This window comes from Cellvibrio sp. ATLC23 (assembly GCF_057196725.1).
The window spans coordinates 382,581-407,207 of sequence record NZ_JBXUOS010000001.1; the positions used below are offsets into that span (position 1 = coordinate 382,581).

Sequence of the window (24,627 nt, forward strand, 5' to 3'; positions counted from 1 at the left end):
ATGTATCGTTGGTAGGTTGCTGGTGAGGAAGGAACCGCAACACAACTGTTTACCCAGCTGGGGCGACTTGTATTCAATGCTTTATTTTGCCTTTTGGTTTGCGGGGCAAGATGGACATGTTGCGGTTCGCAAGTTCACCAGCAACCTACGGAGCCCCCCATGATCGAAATTCGCCATTTAAAAACCCTGATTGCCCTGCGCGAAAGTGGCAGCCTGGTGGAAGCCGCTGAGCGTTTGTTCCTTACTCAATCGGCACTTTCGCATCAGCTCAAGGAGTTGGAGTCGCGTTTGGAGTGCGAGTTGTTTATCCGCAAAAGTCGCCCTTTACGCTTCAGTGAAGCCGGTAAGCGTATTTTGTTATTGGCTGAAGAAGTGTTGGCCAAAGTCAGCGAAGCGGAGCGCGATGTAAAAAAACTCGTGCACGGTGAGGCGGGGCGCTTGTATATGGCGATTGAGTGCCACAGCTGTTTTAACTGGCTGATGCCGACGATTGATATTTATCGCAATCAATGGCCGGGCATTGAATTGGATTTTTCCGGCGGTTTTACTTTTGAACCTCTGCCTGCTCTGGCGCAGGGCGATATAGATTTAGTCATCACCTCTGATCCGCAGGCGATTAAAGGGGTGGAATACGTACCGCTGTTTAGCTACGAAATGCAAATTGCGCTGGCGAATAATCATCCTTTAGTTGCAAAGAAATTTTTACAGCCAGAGGATTTAGCCGATCAAACGCTAATTAGTTATCCCGTCGCGCGCAATCGCCTGGATGTGTTTAAACAATTTTTGGAGCCTTCCGGCATTGAACCCAAAGCCATACGAACATCTGAATTAACCTTGATGATGGTGCAGTTGGTGGCCAGTGGGCGCGGTGTTTGTGCCTTACCTAACTGGGTGTTGGATGAGTATGTGGCACAGGGGTTAATCAGTGTGCGCTCGGCCGGGAAGGAGGGGATCTGGCCTACTCTGTATGCAGCAGTGCGTGAAGAGCAGTTGAGTAAACCTTTTGTGCAGGATTTTTTGCAGCTGGCTAAAGCGCATTGTTTAAAAAATTTACAGGGGGTGGTGCAGGTTGGTTAACGCAAATACAAAAACGCCAGCTATAGCTGGCGCGGGTGAAGCAGTCGGTGAATTGTTTTGGTTTATGCCAATACTTTCAACGCTGCGTCATAGTTTGGTTCGTGTGCTACTTCGCTAACCAATTCAGAGTGTAAAACTTTGCCTTCAGTATCCAGTACGACAACGGCGCGAGCGGTCAAGCCGGTCAGTGGGCCATCAACCAGTTTTACGCCGTAATCAGCCGCGAAATCGGAGCGGAATGCCGAGGCTGGAATCACTTTGTCCAAACCTTCTGCGCCGCAGAAGCGTGCCAGAGCAAAGGGCAGGTCTTGTGATGCACACACCACAACGGTATTTTCCAATGCGCTTGCTTGAGCATTAAAGGTGCGAACAGATTGTGCGCAGGTTGGGGTATCAACACTCGGGAAAATATTCAATACCACACGCTTGCCAGCGAGATCCGCTGAGGAAACTTCTGATAAGTCCGTTTTAACCAGTTTGAATGCGGGTGCTGTGCTGCCTGCAGCAGGCAAATTGCCATTGGTGTTGAATGGATTTCCTTTGAGGGTGACTGTTGCCATTGTGATGCTCCTAGACGATGGGGATGGGTTTGTTTTGCTTTTTGTCGTAAAAAGTGTGTGTGAAGCCTAGTTGATAGTGGCGAAAAAAGAAATTGCAATGGGCGCCACTGCAATAAAATCTTTTAATAACAAGCGATTGCTCTCGCTCACCAGGGTTTAATTTGCAAAATTGCGCCTTGCATTAGCAGGGCAAAGTGATGATAATGCGCGCCTCTTGCGTTGGCCTCTACCGGTTTTAATCAGGTAAAAGTGTTAGCAAGCTGCAATGGTGATCTAGCCGGTCCCCTCGCAATGACGATCTGTAAACCCCGCCAGGCCCGGAAGGGAGCAACGGTAGCAGTAAGTCATGTGCCGGGGTGTGGCTGGTTAGATTGCCACCTAATCCTCCCCCTTTGTTCATTTTCAGGTCTCATTGCCGGTTACTCTGGCGACTCATCCTCGTTTGCCTGCTTGTCCGTTGGTGTCTATTTCCACCATTGGCCGCTATAATCGCGCCCTGTTTTTGGCAAACCGCCTCCTTTTTGACGAGAGAGCAGCAATCGGCATGAGCTATCAAGTTCTGGCGCGTAAATGGCGCCCAAGAGTGTTCCGCGAAATGGTAGGGCAGGAGCATGTCCTGCAGGCGTTAATTAATGCGCTGGATCACAACCGCTTGCACCACGCCTATCTCTTTACCGGTACTCGTGGGGTGGGTAAAACCACTATCGCGCGGATTCTCGCCAAATGCTTGAACTGCGAAACCGGTGTTAGCTCGGAGCCCTGTGGCCAATGTTCCAGCTGCCGCGAAATCGCCGAAGGTCGTTTTGTTGATTTAATCGAGGTGGATGCGGCCTCGCGCACCAAGGTGGAAGACACCCGCGAATTGCTGGAAAACGTCCAGTACGCACCGACTCGCGGTCGCTACAAGGTTTACCTGATCGACGAAGTCCACATGCTCTCTAACAGCAGTTTTAACGCACTGCTGAAAACCTTGGAAGAGCCACCGCCGCACGTAAAGTTTTTGCTGGCGACGACTGACCCGCAAAAGTTGCCTATGACAATTTTGTCGCGCTGTTTGCAATTCAATCTTAAAAACATGAACCCCGAGCGGATCGTGCAACACCTGAAGTTTGTGTTGAACGAAGAGCTAGTGCCGTTTGAAGAGTCGGCACTCTGGCATCTTGGCCGCGCTGCCGACGGCAGTATGCGCGATGCAATGAGCCTGACCGATCAAGCTATCGCCTATGGTTCAGGCAAAATTACCGATGCCGAAGTCAGCACCATGCTTGGTACCATCGACCAGACTGCGGTTTACGACATAGTTAACGCGTTGGTTTCATTGGATGGCCGTGCGGTATTGGCGGCAGTGGAGCGGATGTCCGAGCAGGCGCCGGATTACGCCAGTGCGCTCGCAGAAATGTTGGCGGTATTGCACCGTATTGCGATTGCCCAAGCGCTGCCGGAAGCGGTAGACAACAGCCACGGTGATCGCGAGCGCATTATGCAACTCGCACAGCAATTGCCATCGGAAGATGTACAGCTGTTTTATCAAACCGCTTTATTAGGCCGCCGCGATTTACCGCTCGCGCCCGATCCCCGCGCCGGATTTGAAATGGTATTGCTGCGTATGTTGGCCTTTAAGCCGCAGGGTGTAATGGAAGTACCCACGCAAGCATTGCCACAATCAACTACACAGATTAAACCCGCCGCTGCAGCTGCAGCTGCTGTTGCAGTGCCAGTGGCCGCTCCGGCTCCCGCGCCACAAGTCATTAACTCACCTGTTGCAGTTGCTCCAGTGGTTGAAGCTGCGCCACCTGTTGCTCCGGCTTCGGCTGCCAGTTCTGCTCCACAATCTGCACCGGCTGCATCCGCCCCGCCGGTGATCGAAGCGGGATACGGCGATGTTCCGACTGATGACTACGTGCCTGCCGAGGAAGATGAATACGAGCCAGTGCCAGCGTACTACGAAGCACCAGTTGCCGCCGCGCCCGAGGTAAATGAACCAAAAAAGCCTGAGGCGGCGCAGCCGCCGGTAGTTACAGCGGCGGCAATCCCGGAAGTCACTCCTACTGCAGTACAACATGTAGCTGAACCTGCTAAAGCGCCTGCGCCAAAAACACTGCGCAAGGTGCCCTATGAGCAAGCCAGCCCAGCTGATTGGACTGAAATTTATTTAGGTTTGGGTGTGACCGGTATTTTGCAAAGTACCGTGGCGAACTGCCAGATGACCCAGCGTCAGGGCAATGATTTTTATTTTGTATTGGATAAAAACAACAGCACCCTGTACGACACAAGTCATGAACAACGTCTTGCCGATTTGCTCAGCGATTATTTTGTCGAACAGGTGCGCGCCCATATCCAGCTGGGTGATATTACCGCTGAAACGCCAGCGGCGATGGCAATTCGTTTGCGCGAGGAGCGTCTGCAAGATGCTATCAACGCAATCCACAATGATCCTATAGTGCAGCAATTGATTGCCCAATTTGATGCGACGCTGCGCGAAGAAACAATACAACCTATTTAATATTTGATGATTTCATTCATTTAATTATTTGACGAAAGGGGATGCTATGAAAGGTCTTGGCGATTTGATGAAGCAAGCACAAGAAATGCAAGCCAATATGCAGAAGATGCAAGAAGACTTGGCCAAAGCAGAAGTCACCGGTTCAGCCGGTGCGGGTTTAGTCAGTGTAGTAATGACTGGCCGCCACGATGTAAAACGCGTGAACATAGATGCAAGCTTGATGACTGAAGACAAAGAAATGTTGGAAGATTTATTGGCTGCCGCAGTGAATGATGCGGTGCGTAAAATTGAAATGCAAAGCCGTGAAAAAATGGAGAAAATGACATCCGGCATGGGTATTCCACCGGGTTTCAAAATGCCATTTTGATTGTGGGGCGCTACGCCTATTTAAATTGTGGGGGCGCTGCTTGCTGCGCCCAAAAAAATACACAACATTAGGGCGCAGCAAGCGGCGCCCCTACAAAATTGGAAACTGAATGTTCAGCCCGCTAATCGATGACCTTATGGCTTCCTTGCGCTGTTTACCCGGCGTGGGCCCCAAATCTGCCCAGCGAATGGCGCTGCATTTGTTAGAGCGCGACCGCGCGGGCGCCGAGCGTCTTGCCCAGAGTTTGCACAAAGCTGTCGAGGGGGTTGGCCGCTGTCAACGCTGCCGCACGCTCACCGAGCAAACACACTGTGGTATTTGTGCGAATAATCGCCGCGACAACAGTTTGCTCTGCGTAGTTGAAACCCCGGGTGATGTGTTAGCGATTGAACAGGCGGGCACTTATCAGGGGAAATATTTTGTGTTGCTCGGTCATTTGTCGCCGATCGATGGTATCGGCCCTGAAGATATAGGTGTTGATCAATTAATTAGTTTGTTGCAACAAGAACCGATCACCGAAGTGATTCTTGCAACCAATCCCACCGTAGAAGGTGAGGCGACTGCTTATTACATTAGTGAGCGCGCCAAAAATTTAAATGTGACTGTTTCGCGTATTGCCCATGGTGTTCCACTCGGTGGCGAGTTGGAATTTATCGACGGCGGTACACTTGCTCATGCCTTTTCCTCTCGCAGAAGTTTGTAATCTTAATGCTAATTCCGAGTGAACCAATCTGGATTGATCAGGACGATCAATTAGCCGAGTTGTGCGCTACCTGGCGTCAACAAGCGGCAATTGCGGTGGATACCGAATTTATGCGCAGCGATACCTTTTATCCAATCGCGGGTCTGCTGCAAATCGGCGATGGCAAAGGCTGCTATTTAATTGATCCGCTGGCGATACAAAATCTTGCGCCGCTGCGCGAGCTGATGCTCGACACTGCGGTAACCAAAGTGCTGCATTCCTGTTCGGAAGATTTGGAAGTATTTCAACGTTGGTTGGGTATCGTGCCCGCGCCTTTGTTTGATACACAAATCGCCGCCGCGTTTGCCGGTTTGGGCTTTAGCCTGGGCTATTCGGGATTGGTTAAAAGTCTATTAACGATCGAAATCCCCAAAGATGAAACCCGCTCCGATTGGTTGCAGCGCCCGCTCAGTGTGGCGCAATTAAATTACGCTGCATTGGATGTTGCACACATGTTGATTGTGTACGGAAAATTATTGCAACTGCTTAAAACCAGCGAGCGTTTGGAGTGGGTCAAAAGCGATTGTGCCGACTTGGTAACCAATGCACGCAAAACAGATGATTACAGCGATGCTTATCAAAAAGTGGGATTTGCTTGGAAGCTGCGCCCACAAGAGTTGGCGATTTTAAAGCAGTTATGCATTTGGCGTGAACGCGAAGCGCGCGCGCGCGACCTGCCGCGCAATCGTTTGATTAAAGAGCCATCGCTGTGGGAAATCGCCCGTAAAAGAATTCAGGATGTAGCGCACCTGGCCAAAGTGGCGGATATTCCATCGCGCACATTAAAAAACGACGCTGACACAATTTTACAGATTGTGCGCGATGCGCTTGAGCTAAATGAATCCAGTTGGCCTGCGCGTCTCGATCCGCCCTTGGCGCAGAGCGAAGGGCCACTGATGAAAACACTCAAAAATTATGTGCGTGAATATGCAGAGCAGGCGCAGTTACCGCCGGAAGTATTAATCCGTAAAAAGGATTATGAATATTTAGTGCGCTCGGGCATGCATGGCGGTCAATACCAATTACCGGAACGGCTGTTGGGTTGGCGCTTTGCGTTGATCGGGGAGGGGCTGCTTAATTTGGTGAGCTCTCAATCACCACACACTGAAACACATTAACGCAGCGGATATTGGCTATGAAAATTATTTGTGAAATTTACCGCAGCCCCAAAGAAGAAGGTATGTACCTCTACGTAAAAAAAGAAGAGGGTTTAACCAAGGTGCCAGAGGAGCTGTTAAAGATTTTTGGTAAACCGCAGCAGGCGATGGTGCTGTTATTAACACCGGGTAAAAAACTGGCCCATGCCAGCGTAGATAAAGTAGCGGAAAGCTTGGAGTCACAGGGATTTTATTTACAATTGCCACCGCGCAATGAACGCGACCCGGAAGCTGAGCGTTTGCGTGCGCTCAATTCAAAATTGTCTGGTCAATAATTCGGATACTTTTGTTACCCACTTGGAAAGATCATGGCACAACAGGTTTTTTGGCTAGCAAAAACACTAGAGCAAATGTCAGCGGAGGAATTTGAATCCCTCTGCGATGGTTGTGGTAAATGCTGCCTGCATAAATTAGAAGATGAAGACGATGGCGCGGTGTATTACACCAATGTCGCCTGTCGCTATTTGGATCATGACACATGCCGTTGTCAGGAATACACTGAGCGCCAGCGCTTGGTAGAGGCTTGCGCGGTGTTGTCGCCTGAATCTGTAAAAGAAACTTACTGGTTGCCAGAAACCTGCGCTTATCGCTTGGTGGCCGAAGGAATTCCGCTATTTGACTGGCATCCACTGATTTCGGGTGATGTTGAATCGGTGCACACGGCGGGTATATCAGTGCGCGGCAGGGTGGTGCATGAAAATAGCGTGAATCCAGATGATCTGGAAGATCATGTTGTGCGTTGGGTCAATTAACCGGCTAAGAGCCTGATTAGGGGCGTGAGGAGACTTGTTCGTGGAAAGTATGACTGACTATCAATATGCTTGGATGATGTACCTGTTCGGTGCCGTCGGTTGCAGCCTCGCCGCTTGGTTGCTATTTCGCCGCGCTGGTCGTGCATGGGTGCATTTTGTGGTAATCACCGTGATGGTAATTTTATTCACTCCTTATGCCGTTGATGCGGAAACCATGACCATGGCGCCCGCGGTTTATACGCTGTTATTCGGCTTCATGGAGGGCGGCTTTATTGCGATCAAGCCGGTATTGAAAGTGATGTTAGGGCTTTGGATTGGAACTTTGGTGCTATCACTTATTTATCAATTGCTGACCCGTAATCGCAGTCAGGCGCAACCGCAAGCTGTTCATCGACAAAAACATACCAAAGAGCGTCACTATGATGAGGAGTACGCCGAGAGTGCGCGCCGCGCTTCTACTCGCCCCTTAACACGTGAAGAGCGAATGGCGCGGGATGAGTTGATGCATGAAGAGCCGATACGCGCGGTTCGTTAGCCCTCAGTGTGTTTGAATGATTTGCGATATTAAAGCCAGCCTCAGTGCTGGCTTTTTACTTTTTTCCTCTTCCGTTTTTCTAAGTCTCGCTGATGCTCAAAATGGCGAAATAGCTGTGAGCTGCTATAACTAATGGCGATATCAGCACAAAAAAGCGGCAGATTACCGCTGCATTTGCGCTGGAGTGACTACTTATGGAAACTCTCATGCGACATTTTATTCATCTACTAACACTTATCGTCTTAGTTTTGGCGCCAGGGCTTTTTTCAGCAGCGTCGGCTGTGGCTAATGAGCAGGCCAAACCTCTGCCTGCTGACGTCAGGGTGATTATCGATATCTCCGGCAGCATGAAAAAAACGGATCCACAGAATTTGCGCAAACCTGCAGTGGATTTAATCGTGCGGCTCTTGCCTGACAACAGTAAAGCGGGGCTTTGGACCTTTGGTCAGTCAGTTAATATGCTGATGCTTCATCGAGTGGTTGACCTACAGTGGCGTAATGAAGGCGCCCAAAAAGCGACTTCGATTAATTCGGTGGCACTGTTTACCAATATTGGCGCTGCACTGGAAAAAGCGACTGAAGATTACGCAACTCCTGCAAAAGATTATCGCCGCAATATTATTTTACTCACCGATGGTGTAGTGGATGTAAGCCAAGAGGCGGTCGTTAATTTAAATGAACGCAAGCGTATACTGACTGAATTGTTGCCGCGTTTAAAAGCATCAGATTATCGCATTCACACTATTGCCCTCTCTGCCGATGCAGATCATGAGTTAATGAAAAAACTGTCGCTTGCCACCGACGGTATTTTTGAAGTAGCTGAGACAGCCGATGAATTAATGAGTACTTTTTTACGCATTTTTGATCAGGCCGTACCGGCTGAACGTGTCCCGCTCGATGAAAATGGTTTTCTGGTCGATGCGAGTATTCAAGAATTTACCGCGCTGATTTTTCGCAAGGCAGAAGTGCCATCCACCATTATTGTTGCGCCAGATGGTAAGGAGTACAGCGATACTGACCCCAAAAATAACGTCAACTGGTATCGCACCAGCAAATACGATTTGATTACCGTACAGAAGCCTGTTCCGGGTCAGTGGAAAGTCAAAACGGATATGGATCCGGGCAGTCGCGTAACAGTGGTTAGTAATTTGCAACTAATTGTGCAGCCGTTAAAAAGTAATATCCGTTCTAATCAATCATTGGGGTTGGTCTACTCCTTTCAGGAAAATAATCAAACCATTACCAATAAAGATTTTCTTGGTGTGTTGGCAGGAAAGGTGCTGATTACCAGTCCGGCCTCTCACGAGGTTACTGAAATTGAGTTGACTAACGCTGTGCCCGCAGACGGAGTTTTTCAGCAAGAGTTAAACGGTTTTGCTGGGCAGGGTGAGTATGACGTCACTCTTGTTATTGATGGCAAGACCTTTAAGCGCGAATATATTCATCATCTCAATATTACTGATTCCGCGTTTAAATTGGAGAAAAGTCAATCTGAGCAAGCAGGTAAAAAGACTTGGAGTTATCGCTTGGCTGCTGATTTGGAAACAGTTGATATTGCCAGTACTCAGGTCATAGCAAAAATTAAAAATTCCAAAGAGAAAAGTTTAGAGCAGAAACTCAATACGATTGCAAAAGAGTATTGGGAGTTTTCGTTTGCGCCCATGCAGGCGGCTAAATATGAAATTGAGCTACAGGTCGAAGGAAAATATATTGATGGCAGCCCTTTAAGTGAAACGATTAACGCCGATCAGTTTTATTTTCCCGATGAGGCCACTGTGTTGGCCGCAGCATCACCCAAACCGACTAAGGTGGAATCTGCTGCAAATGAACCTGAAGTTGCGGTTGAGTCTGAAGCAGAGCCTGCAGCAGAACCCACCGAAGAGAATCCCAGCAATCTGTGGTTATACGTTGGCTTGGGAATTGGCAATCTGATCGTGGTGTTGTTAGGTTACTTTGCCTATCGCTTAATTTCCGGCAAGGGCAGCAAAGACGAATTAGCAGAGATTGAAAAAACATTAACCACAGATACAGCGAATTTGAAGAAGGATGCAGATAAAAAAACCACCATTGATGTGGCAGATGATGAGACGGAGCATATTCCCATCGGAGAGATGACGAACTCCGAGGCGCCAAATGCCGAAACATCCGATTCAGAAATGAGTATGCCGGACGATTTGATGGCAGATAATTTATTTCCGTTGGATAATATGGACGATTCGGATGGCGATAAAAAATAAATTCCTCTATGAGTGCAAAAGATACTGCATCTTTCTCAACGACTGATCTATATAGCGGCTTTCGGCTCATTGACCCAGAAAGCCATCCACTGATTGATCGGTTTTATCGCGCTCAGGGTTACAAAGTAAAATGTGGTGCGAAAGAGCGTGTGTACGCTATTGCTGCCGAGAGTAAGGGGGTTATCGCGGCTGCTCGCTTAGTGCCGCAAAGCTCGGGGCATTTTTGGTTGCGTAACCTATTAGTGGTGAATGATTGGCGCGGGCAAGGCATAGCAACAGGGTTGATGCTGCAGTTGTTGCCGAATTTGGCGCCGCAGGGTTGCTATTGTTTTGCGCTGCCGCATTTAACTGATTTTTATAGCACACTAGGGTTTACGCAAAATCCCGCACATTGCCCTGAGGACATTCTCCGCACCTATAAGACTTATCGCTCCCGTGGGCGAGATTGGGTGCTGATGGGATTTATTCAGGGTTGAATCAAATATATTTATCCCCACCATAGAGAGAGGCAACTAGCAGCGGGGTACATCCCTACCTATAGTCGTTTCAAGCTCTAGTCGTTTCTAGTCAGTTTATTAACCGGTAATAAGGAGTCACTATGAATATTGATATCGGGATTTCTCAAGCCCATCGCGAGGACATCGCCAAAGGGCTGTCTCATCTGCTGGCCGATACCTATACCCTCTATTTAAAAACCCATAATTTCCACTGGAATGTGACTGGCCCCATGTTCCAGACACTGCACTTAATGTTTGAAACGCAATATACCGAATTGGCACTGGCGGTAGATGTGATCGCCGAGCGCATTCGCTCATTGGGCTTTCCTGCCCCCGGTACCTATAAACAATACGCAGCAATGAGTAGCATAAAAGAGCAAGAGGGGATCCCTCAGGCACAAGAGATGATCAAATTGTTGGTTGAAGGGCAAGAAGCTGTGGTGCGCACCGCACGTTCGCTCTACCCATCAGTAGAAGCGGCCAGTGATGAAGCCACCGCTGATCTGCTCACCCAGCGTATTCAATTACACGAAAAAACTGCATGGATGTTGCGCAGTTTGCTGGAGTGACAGTGAGCACGGACACAGTAATGTTTAATTAAAATGAGAGCCTGCGGGCTCTTTTTTATTGCCCGGAATAAATTGATTGTTGTCTCGTCAAAGAAAATTTTTTGGTTGAAAGATAATCGTACGACTTGGTTTGTTTTTCCAGAACGCCCGCAAAAAAGATGAGACGGGCGCTAAATTCGATCGGTTTATATTTTATCTTCATTGGTATATTTTTTTGTTAACGTTATGAATTTAAAAGGATTTATTGTTGATACGGATAGGTTTTATTTATCTGAACTTCCCACGTTGTAAAAATCTGGGTTACTCGGACGCCTCACTTCTTGCGAACCTGTAAACATGCACTGGGATCTAAGAAATAAGTATTTGATCCCGGTAAAAACGACAGCAAGACCAGTAGGGTAACTGGCTAAGGATGCCCCATCGGCGGCAGACCCATAACAGCGAGTTACGATAACAATAAACAGTTCGAGGATTAAGTTCATGCAAACCCCAAACAGTTTTAAAAAGAAGATAATCGCAAGTGCTATTGCTACTTATGCATTGGCTGGTTTCAGCGGTATGGTTGCAGCACAAGACGGTGCCGTCGAAGAAGTCGTGGTGACGGGTATTCGCGCATCGTTGCAGGCATCGATGGATATCAAACGCTCCGCTGCTGGTGTGGTTGATGCCATTTCTGCAGAAGATATTGGCAAGATGCCAGACACCAACTTGGCTGAATCGCTTCAGCGGATTACCGGCGTATCGATTGATCGTGCTGGCGGTGAAGGCTCCAAAGTCACTGTTCGCGGTTTTGGTGCGGATTACAATTTGGTCACGCTGAATGGTCGTGCTATGCCATCCTCAGGGTTTGATTCGCGCTCTTTCGAGTTCGCTGATTTGGCCTCGGAAAGTGTGAGTGGTCTTGAAGTATATAAAACCGGTCGAGCGAACGTAGCCAGTGGCGGTATCGGTGCAACAATCAATATCAAAACAGCGCGGCCATTAGACGCTCCAGGCCTTAAGATGACCGTTGGCGCCAAGGGCGTACACGACACCACTGTGCGCGAAGGCGACTCAATCACCCCCGAAATTTCAGGCTTGTTTAGCAATACCTTCGCTGACGATACCATTGGGGTAAGCTTGAGCGGCAGTTACCAAAAACGCGATCAAGGCAACTCTGGCGCATACAGCCAGCAGTGGAATACCAAAGTGTGGGATGCCGCAAACGGTAATGCCAACATCACTTCAAGACCTACAGCGCTGGTCGAAAATGCCCCGGCAGACAAGCAACTCTTCTCTACTCCTATTGACTACCGTTTAACCTTGGGCGATCAAGAGCGCGAGCGTACAAATGGCCAGTTGACGCTGCAATACGCACCGACAGAAAGATTGAAAGCGACTCTGGATTACACCTATTCGGAGCTGGAGTGGCATCAGCAACGTATTGAGCAATCGCTGTGGTTTGTTTCCACTGGCACTCACATCGTGTTTGACGATCAAACAGTTAAAACCCCGGTTTTGATGACTGAATTGATTGATACACCCAAAGACATCAGCTTTGCTCGTCAGGTTCAGGGCAATATCCGCGAGAACAATGCGGTTGGTTTTAATCTTGAATTTGAAGCAACCGATGATTTGAGTTTCGTTTTCGATTATTTCACGGCGGAAGCCACCACCAAAGAATACGATCCACGCGGTAATCTGAACCTGTCTGTTGCGGCAAACGTGGTGAAAGAGCAAACCTTGGAGTGGAACACCGGCTTACCGATTATGAGCGTCATCATTGACGATAGCGTGTCAGGTAACGGCAACGGTGTATTGGATGCTGCTGACATGACCACCACAGCAGGTACTACCAACTACAACTGGGTAGAAAATGATATAGAACAAGCGCGTTTAGACGGTGCGTACAAGTTTGAAAATAGCAGTTTGGAATTTGGTATCGAAAGCCGTACCAATGATTACCTGGGCCGAGCGCGTGGCGACTGTTGTATTGTGTTTGGCGATTGGGGTGGCGCAAATGCCAACGACGTGCCGGACAGCTTCTGGAGTTCCCGCAACTTCCTGAAGGATTTCGATGGCTACAATTTGGGTAATTCGTTCACCCAAGGCATAGATTATGACTTCGATGAAGTTGCACAATGGGTTGAGAGCCAAAATGGCAAGCTGCCTAATTTCCGTGATTTTCCACCGAGTGGTAAGTTCGAAGCCAAACCGCGCATCTCAACGTATCGCGGTATCGAAGAAGAAGTGCAAGCCGCCTATTTGCAATATAAGTTGAGCAATGAAATCGCCGGATTGCCCTACAACCTGTTGGCCGGTGTACGCTATGAAAAAACCGATGTTACCTCCAGCACCAATGCGGCAAACCCTACCCGTATTCGCTGGACCGGCGACGACGACTTTATTGCTGATGCTTCATCCGAGCTGAGCGCTTTTAGTCGTAAAGCCAGCTACAGCCACACCTTGCCAAGTTTGGATTTCGATATTGATCTGACCGACGACATCAAAGCCCGTGCCTCGGTAAGCGAAACTATTGCGCGCCCAACTTACGGCAATTTGCGTGCGGATATAGGTGTAGGCGACTTCCGCAGTTACACCGCTGACCAAGGCAACCCGGGTCTGTTACCGCTAGAATCGCAAAATTTTGATTTGTCTGCAGAGTGGTATTACGGCGAAACCAGCTACGTTTCTGTTGGTTATTACAGAAAGAAAGTAGATAACTTCAACAGCACCCAGGCAATTGACGGCACGCTGTTTGGTTTGCGCGATGTCACCAAAGGCCCGCGTGCAGAAGCGGCGCGTGCACAATTAGCGGCGGCAGGCAATACCACTCCAAGTGCACAACAAGTGTACGATCAAGTGCTGGCAAACCAAGGTGATGTTGGTCCAAACGGAAACGTGATTCCAAACGATCAAGATCCATTGGCGATATGGCATATCAATACGCCGATCAACAACAAACAAGCCACTATCGACGGATTTGAATTTGCCTTTCAACATATGTTTGGTGAATCAGGTGTTGGTGTATCAGCAAACTACACCACCGTAGATGGCGATATTGCCTACGACAACAACAAGTTGGGCACTCAGTTTGCGCTGGTGGGCATGAGCGACTCTGCAAACGCTGCAGTGTTCTATGAAAACTACGGTGTTGCTGCACGTATTGCCTATAACTGGCGTGACAAGTTCCTTGATACAACTAACCAGTACAACAACGAACCGGGTTACACCGAAGCGTTTGAAACTGTCGATGCAAGTATCAGCTATGACTTTAACGACAATGTTACTGTGTCACTGGAAGCATTGAATTTGTTTGGTGAAGACAAGCGTCGCCACGGCCGTACCGAAGTGCAACTGTGGAACCTTGAAATTCTTGGCCCACGTTATACCTTGGGTGCACGTTATACCTTCTAATTCAACCTAAACGTGTTTGATAAAAGCCGCTGGAGACAGCGGCTTTTTTATTGCGAAACCAAGTATAAATAACCCTGTGTAACCCAGGCATCTGTACTGCTTTTTGATTGTCTAGCTGGGGTAATGGCGTGAAGTCATTTAACTCTGATTCAAATCAATTGAGTTTGGACCTCGATTAATGTTCAAATCTATCCCTCTGCTAATACGCAATCGATCACAAAATAAGCGAAGTAAATTCCATGTTGGCAATTAAGACCCTCGTAAAAGAAGTTCATGGTATAGATCCAAACAACATTCCCCCTGAAATTCTGACCTCGGAACAGCCTCTTATCCTCAAAGGGCTGGCCAGTCATTGGCCGCTAACCCAAGCAGGCCTGGTCTCTGATGAGGAGGCGATTGCTTACTTAAGATCGTTTTATGAGGATAAAACCGTAGGGGCGTTTTTTGGCGCACCCGAAAACGAAGGCTACTATTTCTATAACGCCGATATGAGCGGCTTGAACTATCGCAGCGAGCGAGCGCGTCTCGACGCAGTTCTGGACGCGATTCTTGCTCATAAAAATGACCCCCAACCGCCGACGTTTTATGTAGGCTCCACCACGGTTGATGTTTGCTTGCCGGGAATGCGCGAGCAAAATAATAATGTGGCTATCCCTTTTCCCGATGCGCTGGTCAGTATTTGGATGGGTAATAAATCCCGTATCGCCTGTCATTATGACGCGCCGGATAACTTGGCCTGCAGCATTGTTGGCAAGCGTCGCTTTACTGTGTTCCCACCGGAGCAGGTAGAAAATTTGTACCCGGGGCCACTGGATTTTAATCCGGCTGGGCAGCAAATCAGCTTGGTTGATTTTGCCAAACCGGATTTTGAAAAATTTCCACGCTTTCGTCTCGCGATGGAGGCGGGGCAGGTGGCCAATCTGGAACCGGGCGACGCTTTGTTTGTGCCTAGTATGTGGTGGCATCACGTCGAAGGCTTGAGCACCTTTAATGTGTTGGTCAACTACTGGTGGCGCAACGTGCCGAAATTTATGGGGCCTGCGATCAACGTGCTGAAACATGCCATGCTCAGCATTCGCGATTTACCTGAAAAAGAAAAAGCCGCTTGGAAAGCCCTGTTTGATTATTACATTTTCAGCGAGCAACCCCATGCAGCGGAAAATATTCCTCCTGCGGCGCAAGGTGTATTGGCACCAATGGATGATTTACAGGCCCGTCAGCTGCGCGCCTGGTTAATCAATCGCTTGAATCGGTAATTGATCAATCCTAAGTGTTTGAATCTGCGTTAGTCCCCGCTGTATTATCCCCCCGCCTATTTACCGGCGCGATGAATTCGCATCGCGTCGGCTAGCAATTGCAGCATGCGGGTCGATATGTCAAATATATGGTTAAGTTATAAACAATCCATCGTCGATGTGATGGGGCAAGATAGGCACAAACTGGTGCGCCGTTTGAGTGAAATTGAAAAACTCGCGCGTGCAGATAAGCCCTATGATGTTGCATTGGAAAAGTGGCACAGCCAATTGGCGCAGTCACAAGCTGCGGTGGCGCGCCGCAAATTGCTGGTGCCCACCGAGATTGAATTTCCCAACTTGCCCGTCTGTGAAAAACGTGACGAGATTGCCCAAATCATTGCCAAGAATCAGGTGGTGGTATTAGCGGGTGAAACCGGCTCGGGCAAAACCACCCAGATCCCCAAAATTTGTTTGACCATTGGTCGTGGTGTTAGCGGCTTGATTGGTCACACCCAGCCGCGCCGTATCGCCGCCAATACGGTGGCTAATCGCATTGCCGAAGAATTAAAAACGCCGCTCGGTGAAAAGGTGGGTTATCAAGTTCGTTTTAGCGATCAGTCCAACGAGAACACCCTCATCAAAGTGATGACCGATGGTATTTTGCTGGCTGAAATTCAACACGATCCCTTCTTGAATAAATACGATACGCTCATTATCGACGAAGCCCATGAGCGCAGTTTGAATATTGATTTTTTGCTCGGTTATTTAAAGCAACTGTTAAGCAAGCGCCCGGATTTAAAATTAATTATCACCTCCGCAACTATCGACCTTGAGCGCTTTTCACAGCATTTTAATAATGCGCCGATTGTTGAAGTTTCCGGTCGCACTTATCCAGTGGAGGTCTGGTATCGCCCACTGTATGAATTTGAAAACAGCGATGATAATGAAAATGAACCCGATCAGTACGCCGCGATTGTCGATGCAGTACATGAAATTGAGCTGCACGAAAAAACCGGTTCCGGCGCACGCGGCGGCGACATTCTCATTTTTTTAAGCGGTGAACGTGAAATTCGCGAGGCTGCAGAAGCATTACGCAAAGCGCAATTTGCTCATATGGAAGTCATTCCTTTTTATGCGCGGCTGAGTTTGGCTGAGCAGCAAAAAGTATTTGCGCCACATACCGGGCGGCGCATTGTATTGGCGACCAACGTAGCTGAAACCTCAATTACCGTACCGGGCATTCGCTATGTGATCGACCCGGGATTTGCGCGTATTAGCCGCTATTCCTATCGCACTAAAGTACAGCGTTTGCCGATTGAACCGGTTTCACAGGCCAGCGCTAATCAGCGTAAGGGCCGCTGTGGCCGTGTGGCCGAAGGAATTTGTATTCGCTTGTATAGTGAAGAGGATTTTAATTCGCGCCCGGCGTTTACAGATGCAGAAATCTTGCGTACCAATCTCGCGGCAGTTATTTTGCAAATGCTGCAACTGCGTATGGGTGACATACATAAATTCCCCTTTATTGATGCGCCGGATCATCGTCTGATTAGCGATGGTTTTAAATTGTTGGAAGAGTTACACGCGGTAAATAGTAAAAATCAATTGACCCCAGTCGGACAGCAGCTGAGCAAATTGCCGCTTGATCCACGGCTTGCGCGCATGTTGCTCTCGGCGCAGGAGCAGGGCTGTGTACGCGAGTTATTAATTATCTCCAGTGCGCTTTCAGTGCAAGATCCGCGCGAGCGACCGGTTGAAAAACAGCAAGCAGCTGACCAGAGCCATCGCCGTTTTTGGGCAGAGCACACGGACTTTGTCGGTTTTGTAAACCTGTGGGATTATTTTGAAACCCAACGGCAGGCGCTCACGCAAAACCAATTGCGCAAGCTCTGCAAAAAAGAATTTTTATCCTATTTACGTTTGCGCGAGTGGCGCGATGTACACCATCAGTTGTGCGTTGCAGTAAAAGATTTGGGTATTCGCGTGAATAGCGAGCCAGCCAATTATGAGTCTATTCACAAAGCTTTATTGACGGGATTGTTAGGTAACTTGGGATTTAATCACGAAGAGCGTGAATACTCAGGTGCACGTAATCGCAAATTTTCAATCTTTCCTGGTTCATCGCTCGCTAAAAAAACACCCAAGTGGATTATGGCGGCGGAGCTGATTGAAACCTCTAAATTATTCGCCCATACCGTTGCCAAAATAGAACCCGAGTGGGTGATTGAAGCAGCCGAACATTTGGTAAAACGCCAACATTTTGAGCCCCATTACGATAGCCGCAGCGGGCAGGTAATGGTGTTTGAAAAAATTACTCTTTATGGTTTGACCATTGTTGAGAAAAAATCGGTCAGCTACAGCCATATAGACCCTGCACAGTGCCGCCAGGTATTTATTCGCGCTGCGCTGGTGGAAGGCCAGTATGACCAGCATCCAAAACGCAAAAGTTTGCCTAATAAAAATCCTGCGACAGATTTTTTTGCGCATCAACAACAATTGTTAACTGAACTGGAAGATTTGGAATCAAAAGCTCGCCGCCGCGATATTGTGGTGGATGAGCAAGTCATTTTTGATTTTTACGATGAGCGCATTCCAGACAATATATTCAATCTGGCCGGGTTTGAGGCTTGGCGAAAAAAAATCGAGAAAGACAATCCCAAATTATTATTTCTCACCCGCGAAACCCTAATGCGCCATGGCGCTGGCGATATTACCCAAGCGCAATTTCCCAATGAATTGGAATGGCGCGGCATGGTGTTTCCGCTCAGCTACCATTTTGAACCTAATCACGCGTTTGATGGGGTGAGCATTCATGTTCCCATGAGCGTTTTGCATCAAGTGCCAGAACAGCGCCTGGAATGGTTAGTGCCCGGTATGTTGCGTGAAAAATGTATTGGCTTGATTAAATCGCTGCCTAAAAATCTACGCAAACATTTTGTTCCCGTACCGGATGTGGTGGATAAAATTCTCGCAACCCTCGCGCCAGATAATAAACCCTTAACGGAAGCCTTGGGGCTGCAATTAAAACGCTTGACCGGTATCGATGTCCCAAAAGAGGCTTGGCTTGAAACCAACGTGGATGATTACTACCGATTTAATATCCATGTGGTAGATGACAAAGGCAAAATCATTGCTAGCGGCCGCGACTTAACACCGCTGCGCGAAAAATATCGCGAGCGCGTGCAACAAAATATCCAATCAGCTGCAACCAATATTGAGCGCGAAGGTATTACCGCGTGGGATTTTGCCGAGCTGCCGCAAGCCATTCAATTGCCGCGTGGCGGTATTAGTATTCGCGCCTATCCGGCACTGGTTGATAAACAGACTTCAGTGGCATTGCAGGTGTTGGACAATCCTATGCAGGCGCTGGACGCAACCCAGCGCGGGCTTGCGCGGTTGGTGTCTTTATCGCTGGCGCAAACAGTAAAGTATTTGCAAAAAGAATTATTAAAAGGGCAAGAGGTCGCATTGACGTTGGCAGGCATTGGTAACCGCGAACAAGTCGCCAATGATTTAATTATGGCGGCGATCAAACAGCTAGCACTGCCCGAACAGCACAATTTGCCGCGTACGCAAGCTGTGTTTGATGAGCGGGTTAATCTGACAAAAGATAAATTAATTGCCCATGCACAAGAGCTGGCCAATCATTTGGTGACGAGCTTGAAGTTATTGGTGGATATCAAAAAACAACTTAAGCAGCAAAAAAATATGCTTATGTTGGCTTTTACTATTAGTGATATTAATCAACAGCTCACGCAATTGTTTTACCCGGGCTTGGTGTATAAAACCCCTGCGCAATGGTTGCAGCAATACCCTAAATATATGCGTGGTATTCAGCAGCGTTTGGAAAAAGCGGCGCTCAATCCGCAAAAAGATAAACTGCAACTGGCGGAAGTTGCGCCACATTGGCAGCGTTTGGTGGACTATCTAGCGAAGGAGGGCGACTATCGCTTAGCGCAAAATAACGCTTTACTGGATTACCGCTGGTGGATTGAAGAGCTGCGCATTTCCCTTTTTGCACAAACGTTGAAAACCCAAGTTCCGGTATCTGATAAACGCCTAGACAAACAATGGGAACAGGCAATGCAGGAGGCGCAAAGTTAAAAAGTGTATAGCCAGTGTAACAAAACCGGTGTTGCGGCATCTACCTGTTACCATTTGGCTGGATGCTGTTTACCTTTTTCGAAAAGTGAGGGTAATCACTGGCTCTGCTGCTTTGGCTATGTTAGTTTTTCACGGGCTTGCAAGCCCTAACGACACCTAAATCCACTGGAGTTAATTACTATGAATAACAAAATTTCTTCTATGTCTGCATTGTTTGGTGCTGCTGTTGTTGCATCGGCTGCTTTGGCCCCTTTAGCATCTGCTGCAGATGTTGGCTTCGCTGCTACCTCATTGAATGCAGGTTATACCTTGGCAGAAAATGATGCTGCAAAAACCGACGGCGAGCATAAGTGTGGTGAAGCCAAATGCGGTGCCGACAAAAAAGCCGAAGGTGAGCACAAGTGTGGTGAAGCAAAATGTGGCGCCGATAAAAAAGCCGAAGGTGAAGGCAAGTGCGGCGAAGGCAAGTGCGGTGCCGATAAAAAAGCCGCAGGTGAAGGTAAGTGCGGTGAAGGCAAATGTGGTGCAGATAAAAAAGAAAAGAAAAAAGCTGAATAATGACTATTCAGTTTACCGCTGGTGATTATACCGCTGCAGTCAGCGGCGCAGGTTTAGGTCTGCGCCGCACACTGCTCAATACCTTTGAGCAATCCACACCAGACGATATTCATTTTATGGAAGTGGCACCAGAAAATTGGATTAATATTGGTGGTCGCCTCGGTAAAAAATTTCGCGCTTACACTGAACGATTTCCATTTGTTTGTCATGGTTTGTCCTTATCCATTGGTTCGCCAGCGCCGTTAAATACTGAGTTGTTGTTCGCGATTAAACAGTTGATGCGTGCGCACGGTATTCGTTATTACAGTGAACATTTAAGCTATTGCAGTGATCAAGGTCAGCTGTATGATCTATTGCCAATTCCTTTTACGGAAGAAGCAGTAGAATATGTTGCAGAGCGTATTCAGCGCGCACAGGATATTCTTGGCCAGCGCATCGCGATTGAAAACTCCTCTTACTATTGTGCTCCGCAACAAGAAATGACGGAAAGCGAATTTATTAATGCTGTGATTAAAAAAGCGGATTGTGCGCTGTTGCTCGACGTAAATAACATTTACGTTAACAGCATTAATCATAATTACGATCCCTATGAATTTCTTGCCAGTTTACCCGGTGAGCGCACTGCCTATATCCATATCGCTGGTCACTACAAAGAGGCGGAAGATTTGCGTGTTGATACTCACGGTGCGCCGGTAATTTCCCCGGTGTGGCAATTGCTGGAGAAATCCTATGAGTTGTTTGGAGTGAAGCCTACCTTGTTGGAACGGGATTTTAATATTCCTCCGTTACCTGAATTAATGGATGAATTGGGTGAGGTAAAACAGCGCCAGCAGAAATTTTTATCGGTAACAAGATGAAAAGTTTTCAGCAAACCCAATTGCTCTTTGCCAAACACTTGCGTGAGCCTGCAATCTATCCTGCACCTGTTGATATAGAAGATCGGCGTATGGGGATTTATCGCGAGTTGATTTATAACAATATTGAAAGTTTGATTGCGACTGTATTTCCGGTATTGCGCTCAATACTAAAAGATCAACAATGGCATGTAATGATGCGGGATTTTATTCATCACCATCAGTGCCAGACACCGTATTTTTTGGAAATTAGTGAAGAATTTTTACAATATCTGGCGCAGGAGCGCGGTTTGCGTGAAGGCGATCCGCCATTTTTGCTGGAGCTTGCGCACTACGAATGGATTGAGTTGGCGCTTGATGTCAGCGAAGAAATAATTCCTGATGCAGGTAACTTGCCTGATGATCTTCTGCTGGCCAGACCTCGCATTTCCCCTTTGGTCGCCAATTTGAGCTATCAGTTTCCGGTACATAAAGTCTCCCCTAATTTTCAGCCTCAAACCGTTACACCAACGCAACTTGTGGTTTATCGCAACCGTGCCGATAAGGTCTGTTTTATCCAGGCTAATCCGCTAAGCCAACGGCTCTTGGCCTTGCTGCAATCTCACTCGTTATCATTGGATGAAACCCTGCGCCTAATCGCCGATGAATTACAGCAGCGTTCATATGATGAACTGGCAAGCGATGCTCAAACTTTAATCAAATCATTTTATTCTTCTGGGGTGGTCAGTCACTTTGACTAAATATTGCGCTTTATTGAGTCGTCTAATTGTTCATATATGATGTTTTGATTACCAAAAGCGCAAAATTAGTGCAAAAATTTACTGAATTTGATCTAAAACCACGTTTAATCACAAAACTCTCTGTTTTTTCTTTATATAATCACCCGCCGATACTTAGTGCCTTGTCATAATTTTGTAATCTTTCGGTCACATAATGGCAATACTACTGAAACACAAGTATCACGATTTCAATATGACCTGATCCCCCGGTGTCCAGGAACTGAACACTTAAAACACACATCCAGGAGACGACTCCATGAAAAAATCATTATTGGCTTTGGTTATAGCTTCATTGTTACCAGCGGCGGCATTTGCTGATGTTACTGTTTATGGTAAAGCGAATGTGTCTTTGCAAAATGCTGACGAAGAAGTTTCTGGCAGCAAAGTAGAATTGGTGAGCAATGCTTCTCGCATTGGTTTGAAAGGCAGTGAGGAAGTAAATTCCAGTTTGAAAGTGATTTACCAATTTGAATACCAAACCGAAGTAGATGATGGTACCAACGGCAGCCAAACTTTTGGTCAACGTAATATCTTTATCGGTTTGCAAGGTTCTGCCGGTACCATTATGGGCGGCCATTTCGATACTCCCACCAAGGTTGCACAAGAGAAAGTTGACTTGTTCAATGATTTGGAAGGTGATATCAATCAGATTTTCAAAGGTGAAATTCGCGCAAGTAATATCGTTCAGTACGTAACACCTGCTTCATGGGGTGCGTTCACTTCTTCCGTTGCCTATGTAACTAAAGAAGCTGACGGTGTTGATAATGGCGTTTCTGTTTCTGTTGCTTACAACACTCCTGCTTTTTATGCAGCAGTTGCTGTTGATCAAGATGTTGAAGCAGAAGGTGTTGACTTGGTTCGTGCAGTAGCACGTGTTGTATTTGGCCCAGTACAATTAGGTGTATTGGCTGAGCAATATGAAAATGACAGCACTGGTGCTGATGAAGATGGCGCTTTTGTTTCTGCCTTGTGGAATCTGAATGACAAGTGGGCATTGAAAGGCCAATACGGTCAATCTGACGTGAAAATGGCTGACGGCGAAAGTGCTAGCATTGGTCTGGATTACAAAATGACTAAAGCTGCCACTTTGTACTCTTACGTAACTAGTGTAGAAAATGAGTTGGCATTAGCGGCTGAGCGTGACGATACCTATGTTGGTGTTGGTATCGATTTTAAATTCTAATTCACTAAGTGAACGGGTTTAAATAAACAAAGGGTGCTTCGGCACCCTTTGTTGTTTTAAGTTGAATTTTTTCTAATGATTATGCCCCTATAATTGAAGGGAGAAAATGATGAAGCGTTCAATAATTATGATGCTGGGTTTGATGGCTGCAATTTCTGTATCGGCAAAAGATGATTGTGACCCAGCAGTCGATGCTGCTGACTCAATGAATGTCAATCAACAAGATTGCGATTACAGCGACAAAGGGTTGAATGGGTTTTTGCAAAAAGCCTTTAAAAAAGGTGAAGAGGGAGCGGTGCTCGAAACCGGTAGTGCAGAAAAAAATTCTACTGGAAAGGCTCAGCCGGCGCTGGCTAAGGTACAAAAAAGTGACAGCCATTATTTCACCTTGAGTGTTGAAGTGGATCAGTGGGCGAATGTACCGCTTGCACGTACGCAGTTGTTGCCCAAAGCCTTAGAACGATGCGGTAAAGGTTTTGCCGTAATAGGAGAGCATTATCGCAGTTTGGCAATGGGTAGAATTGAATTGAGCTTACAGTTTGAATGCGATAATTAACATTTTTGTTAGAAACGATTTTAATAAAAAAGGCCACAAGTAATGTGACCTTTTTGCTGACCAGAAAACAGTTTAGTTATTTTTGATAATTCACTACGGCAATATAATGCATGGCGGTAGGTTTATCTTGTACAAAACCAGGAATAAACTTTGATTTTTTCAGTGAGCTTTCAATGCTGTCCGCGTCTGCTTTTTTGCGTAGCGCGGCCTCAATAGTGCTCACGGTTTCTACTTTTCCGTTAGCTTCAACGTTAGCCATTACACGGGTCATCTTGCCTTCGGCGAAAAATAACTTGCCATCGCCGCGCTCTTTGCCGGTGTAATTTGCATACCAATCATTGGTGTCTAATCGTTCTTGCGGTGCAAAATAATGTGTGCCGTATTGTGCTTGCAGTGTTCCTAAATTTGGCAGCAAAACAATTGGCGCCTGGGTGCCGCCAAGTGAGTAGACAACACGCATTTGCATTCTGACCGGAACGGCTTTGCCGTCGATAGTTGCGGGCTCAAAAGTCGCTGATTTGAGAGCAGACTCAGTGATATTTTGCATAGACACCAATGGGCTATTTTCGTAACAGTTAACGCTGTTAATGTTGCCAGTGGTCATTACATCTGCCTGGCAATAAACCGCAACGGTTTTTACGCCCTCACCAAATGAAGTGGGTAGGGTGATTTGTTTTCCCAGTGTTTCTACCGCGTTGCCGAATTTTGCCGGTGTATAGGCGGTGGCATAGCTCGCAATTGGGGTGATTGCCGCTACTATTAACAGAGAGCGAATGGCTTTTTTAAGGATATTTTTAGTCATAGTGTGTTCCTCGTGAATCATTAAACGGCAATCTGCACCCTTGTGGAGCATTGACTTCCGGCTTCATTGTTAGATTAGCACTCGGCTTAGCACATCAATGTGAATAGTTTGTGACAATTTTTGCTTTAAACAGCGAAAATATAAAAATTTTTGGTTATTTATCGATT

Annotated in this window: 21 protein-coding genes and 1 other RNA gene; 20 read left to right on the forward strand and 2 right to left on the reverse strand. The window is 47.3% G+C overall.

What is annotated here, in order from left to right; all coding sequences use genetic code 11:
• The first annotated feature begins 159 nt into the window (after positions 1–159).
• On the forward strand, positions 160–1,077 hold the full coding sequence (locus tag AC2CG4_RS01545) for a LysR family transcriptional regulator (RefSeq protein ID WP_484484581.1): 918 nt from the start codon (positions 160–162) through the stop codon (positions 1,075–1,077).
• Positions 1,078–1,139: 62 nt separating this feature from the next.
• Here the strand turns inward: AC2CG4_RS01545 and tpx are convergent, their stop codons facing one another.
• Positions 1,140–1,637 (reverse strand): thiol peroxidase, encoded by a 498-nt coding sequence (tpx, locus tag AC2CG4_RS01550; protein WP_484484582.1) that lies wholly within the window; start codon positions 1,635–1,637, stop codon positions 1,140–1,142.
• A 275-nt stretch (positions 1,638–1,912) separates the two neighbouring features.
• Here tpx and ffs point away from each other — a divergent pair.
• The 19 genes from ffs (at position 1,913) to AC2CG4_RS01645 (ending at position 23,658) form a co-directional block, all read left to right on the forward strand.
• Positions 1,913–2,008: signal recognition particle sRNA small type (gene ffs, locus AC2CG4_RS01555), an RNA gene on the forward strand.
• Positions 2,009–2,181: 173 nt separating this feature from the next.
• On the forward strand, positions 2,182–4,140 hold the full coding sequence (dnaX, locus tag AC2CG4_RS01560) for a DNA polymerase III subunit gamma/tau (RefSeq protein ID WP_484484583.1): 1,959 nt from the start codon (positions 2,182–2,184) through the stop codon (positions 4,138–4,140).
• Between the two features lie 46 nt (positions 4,141–4,186).
• Positions 4,187–4,507: a YbaB/EbfC family nucleoid-associated protein gene (locus AC2CG4_RS01565; RefSeq protein ID WP_484484584.1), complete on the forward strand. Its 321-nt coding sequence runs from the start codon at positions 4,187–4,189 to the stop codon at positions 4,505–4,507.
• 109 nt (positions 4,508–4,616) lie between these two features.
• Positions 4,617–5,210, forward strand: a complete 594-nt coding sequence (gene recR / locus AC2CG4_RS01570) for a recombination mediator RecR (protein WP_062065181.1) — start codon at positions 4,617–4,619, stop codon at positions 5,208–5,210.
• 5 nt (positions 5,211–5,215) lie between these two features.
• A complete protein-coding gene (gene rnd, locus AC2CG4_RS01575; RefSeq protein WP_484484585.1) occupies positions 5,216–6,367 on the forward strand; it encodes a ribonuclease D in 1,152 nt (383 codons plus the stop codon).
• A 17-nt stretch (positions 6,368–6,384) separates the two neighbouring features.
• The gene (locus tag AC2CG4_RS01580; RefSeq protein WP_484484586.1) at positions 6,385–6,681 is read left to right on the forward strand and encodes a YcgL domain-containing protein; all 297 of its coding nucleotides are present in this window, start codon (positions 6,385–6,387) and stop codon (positions 6,679–6,681) included.
• Between the two features lie 33 nt (positions 6,682–6,714).
• Positions 6,715–7,158, forward strand: coding sequence for a YcgN family cysteine cluster protein (locus tag AC2CG4_RS01585; RefSeq protein WP_484484587.1), 444 nt, complete (start codon positions 6,715–6,717; stop codon positions 7,156–7,158).
• A 49-nt stretch (positions 7,159–7,207) separates the two neighbouring features.
• Positions 7,208–7,693: a hypothetical protein gene (locus AC2CG4_RS01590; RefSeq protein ID WP_484484854.1), complete on the forward strand. Its 486-nt coding sequence runs from the start codon at positions 7,208–7,210 to the stop codon at positions 7,691–7,693.
• Positions 7,694–7,887: 194 nt separating this feature from the next.
• Positions 7,888–9,930, forward strand: a complete 2,043-nt coding sequence (locus tag AC2CG4_RS01595) for a VWA domain-containing protein (protein WP_484484588.1) — start codon at positions 7,888–7,890, stop codon at positions 9,928–9,930.
• Positions 9,931–9,938: 8 nt separating this feature from the next.
• Positions 9,939–10,406, forward strand: a complete 468-nt coding sequence (locus AC2CG4_RS01600) for a GNAT family N-acetyltransferase (RefSeq protein ID WP_484484589.1) — start codon at positions 9,939–9,941, stop codon at positions 10,404–10,406.
• 122 nt (positions 10,407–10,528) lie between these two features.
• Positions 10,529–10,996: a Dps family protein gene (locus AC2CG4_RS01605; protein ID WP_062065161.1), complete on the forward strand. Its 468-nt coding sequence runs from the start codon at positions 10,529–10,531 to the stop codon at positions 10,994–10,996.
• 480 nt (positions 10,997–11,476) lie between these two features.
• Positions 11,477–14,392: a TonB-dependent receptor gene (locus tag AC2CG4_RS01610; protein WP_484484590.1), complete on the forward strand. Its 2,916-nt coding sequence runs from the start codon at positions 11,477–11,479 to the stop codon at positions 14,390–14,392.
• Positions 14,393–14,631: 239 nt separating this feature from the next.
• Positions 14,632–15,648 (forward strand): cupin-like domain-containing protein, encoded by a 1,017-nt coding sequence (locus AC2CG4_RS01615; protein WP_484484591.1) that lies wholly within the window; start codon positions 14,632–14,634, stop codon positions 15,646–15,648.
• A 117-nt stretch (positions 15,649–15,765) separates the two neighbouring features.
• Positions 15,766–19,728, forward strand: a complete 3,963-nt coding sequence (gene hrpA, locus AC2CG4_RS01620; RefSeq protein WP_484484592.1) for an ATP-dependent RNA helicase HrpA — start codon at positions 15,766–15,768, stop codon at positions 19,726–19,728.
• Positions 19,729–19,908: 180 nt separating this feature from the next.
• Complete coding sequence (locus AC2CG4_RS01625) at positions 19,909–20,286, forward strand: HvfA family oxazolone/thioamide-modified RiPP metallophore (RefSeq protein ID WP_484484593.1); 378 nt, start codon at positions 19,909–19,911, stop codon at positions 20,284–20,286.
• The gene (locus tag AC2CG4_RS01630; RefSeq protein ID WP_484484594.1) at positions 20,286–21,143 is read left to right on the forward strand and encodes an HvfB family MNIO-type RiPP peptide maturase; all 858 of its coding nucleotides are present in this window, start codon (positions 20,286–20,288) and stop codon (positions 21,141–21,143) included. Before AC2CG4_RS01625 ends, AC2CG4_RS01630 begins: the two co-directional genes overlap by 1 nt.
• Positions 21,140–21,880 (forward strand): HvfC family RiPP maturation protein, encoded by a 741-nt coding sequence (locus AC2CG4_RS01635; protein ID WP_484484595.1) that lies wholly within the window; start codon positions 21,140–21,142, stop codon positions 21,878–21,880. Before AC2CG4_RS01630 ends, AC2CG4_RS01635 begins: the two co-directional genes overlap by 4 nt.
• A 295-nt stretch (positions 21,881–22,175) precedes the next feature.
• Entirely contained in the window at positions 22,176–23,102 is a 927-nt protein-coding gene (locus tag AC2CG4_RS01640) for a porin (RefSeq protein WP_484484596.1), read from the forward strand.
• Between the two features lie 109 nt (positions 23,103–23,211).
• Positions 23,212–23,658, forward strand: coding sequence for a hypothetical protein (locus AC2CG4_RS01645; protein ID WP_484484597.1), 447 nt, complete (start codon positions 23,212–23,214; stop codon positions 23,656–23,658).
• 76 nt (positions 23,659–23,734) lie between these two features.
• Here AC2CG4_RS01645 and AC2CG4_RS01650 read toward each other — a convergent pair whose 3' ends face one another.
• Positions 23,735–24,460: an energy transducer TonB gene (locus tag AC2CG4_RS01650; RefSeq protein ID WP_484484598.1), complete on the reverse strand. Its 726-nt coding sequence runs from the start codon at positions 24,458–24,460 to the stop codon at positions 23,735–23,737.
• Between the last annotated feature and the right edge of the window lie 167 nt (positions 24,461–24,627).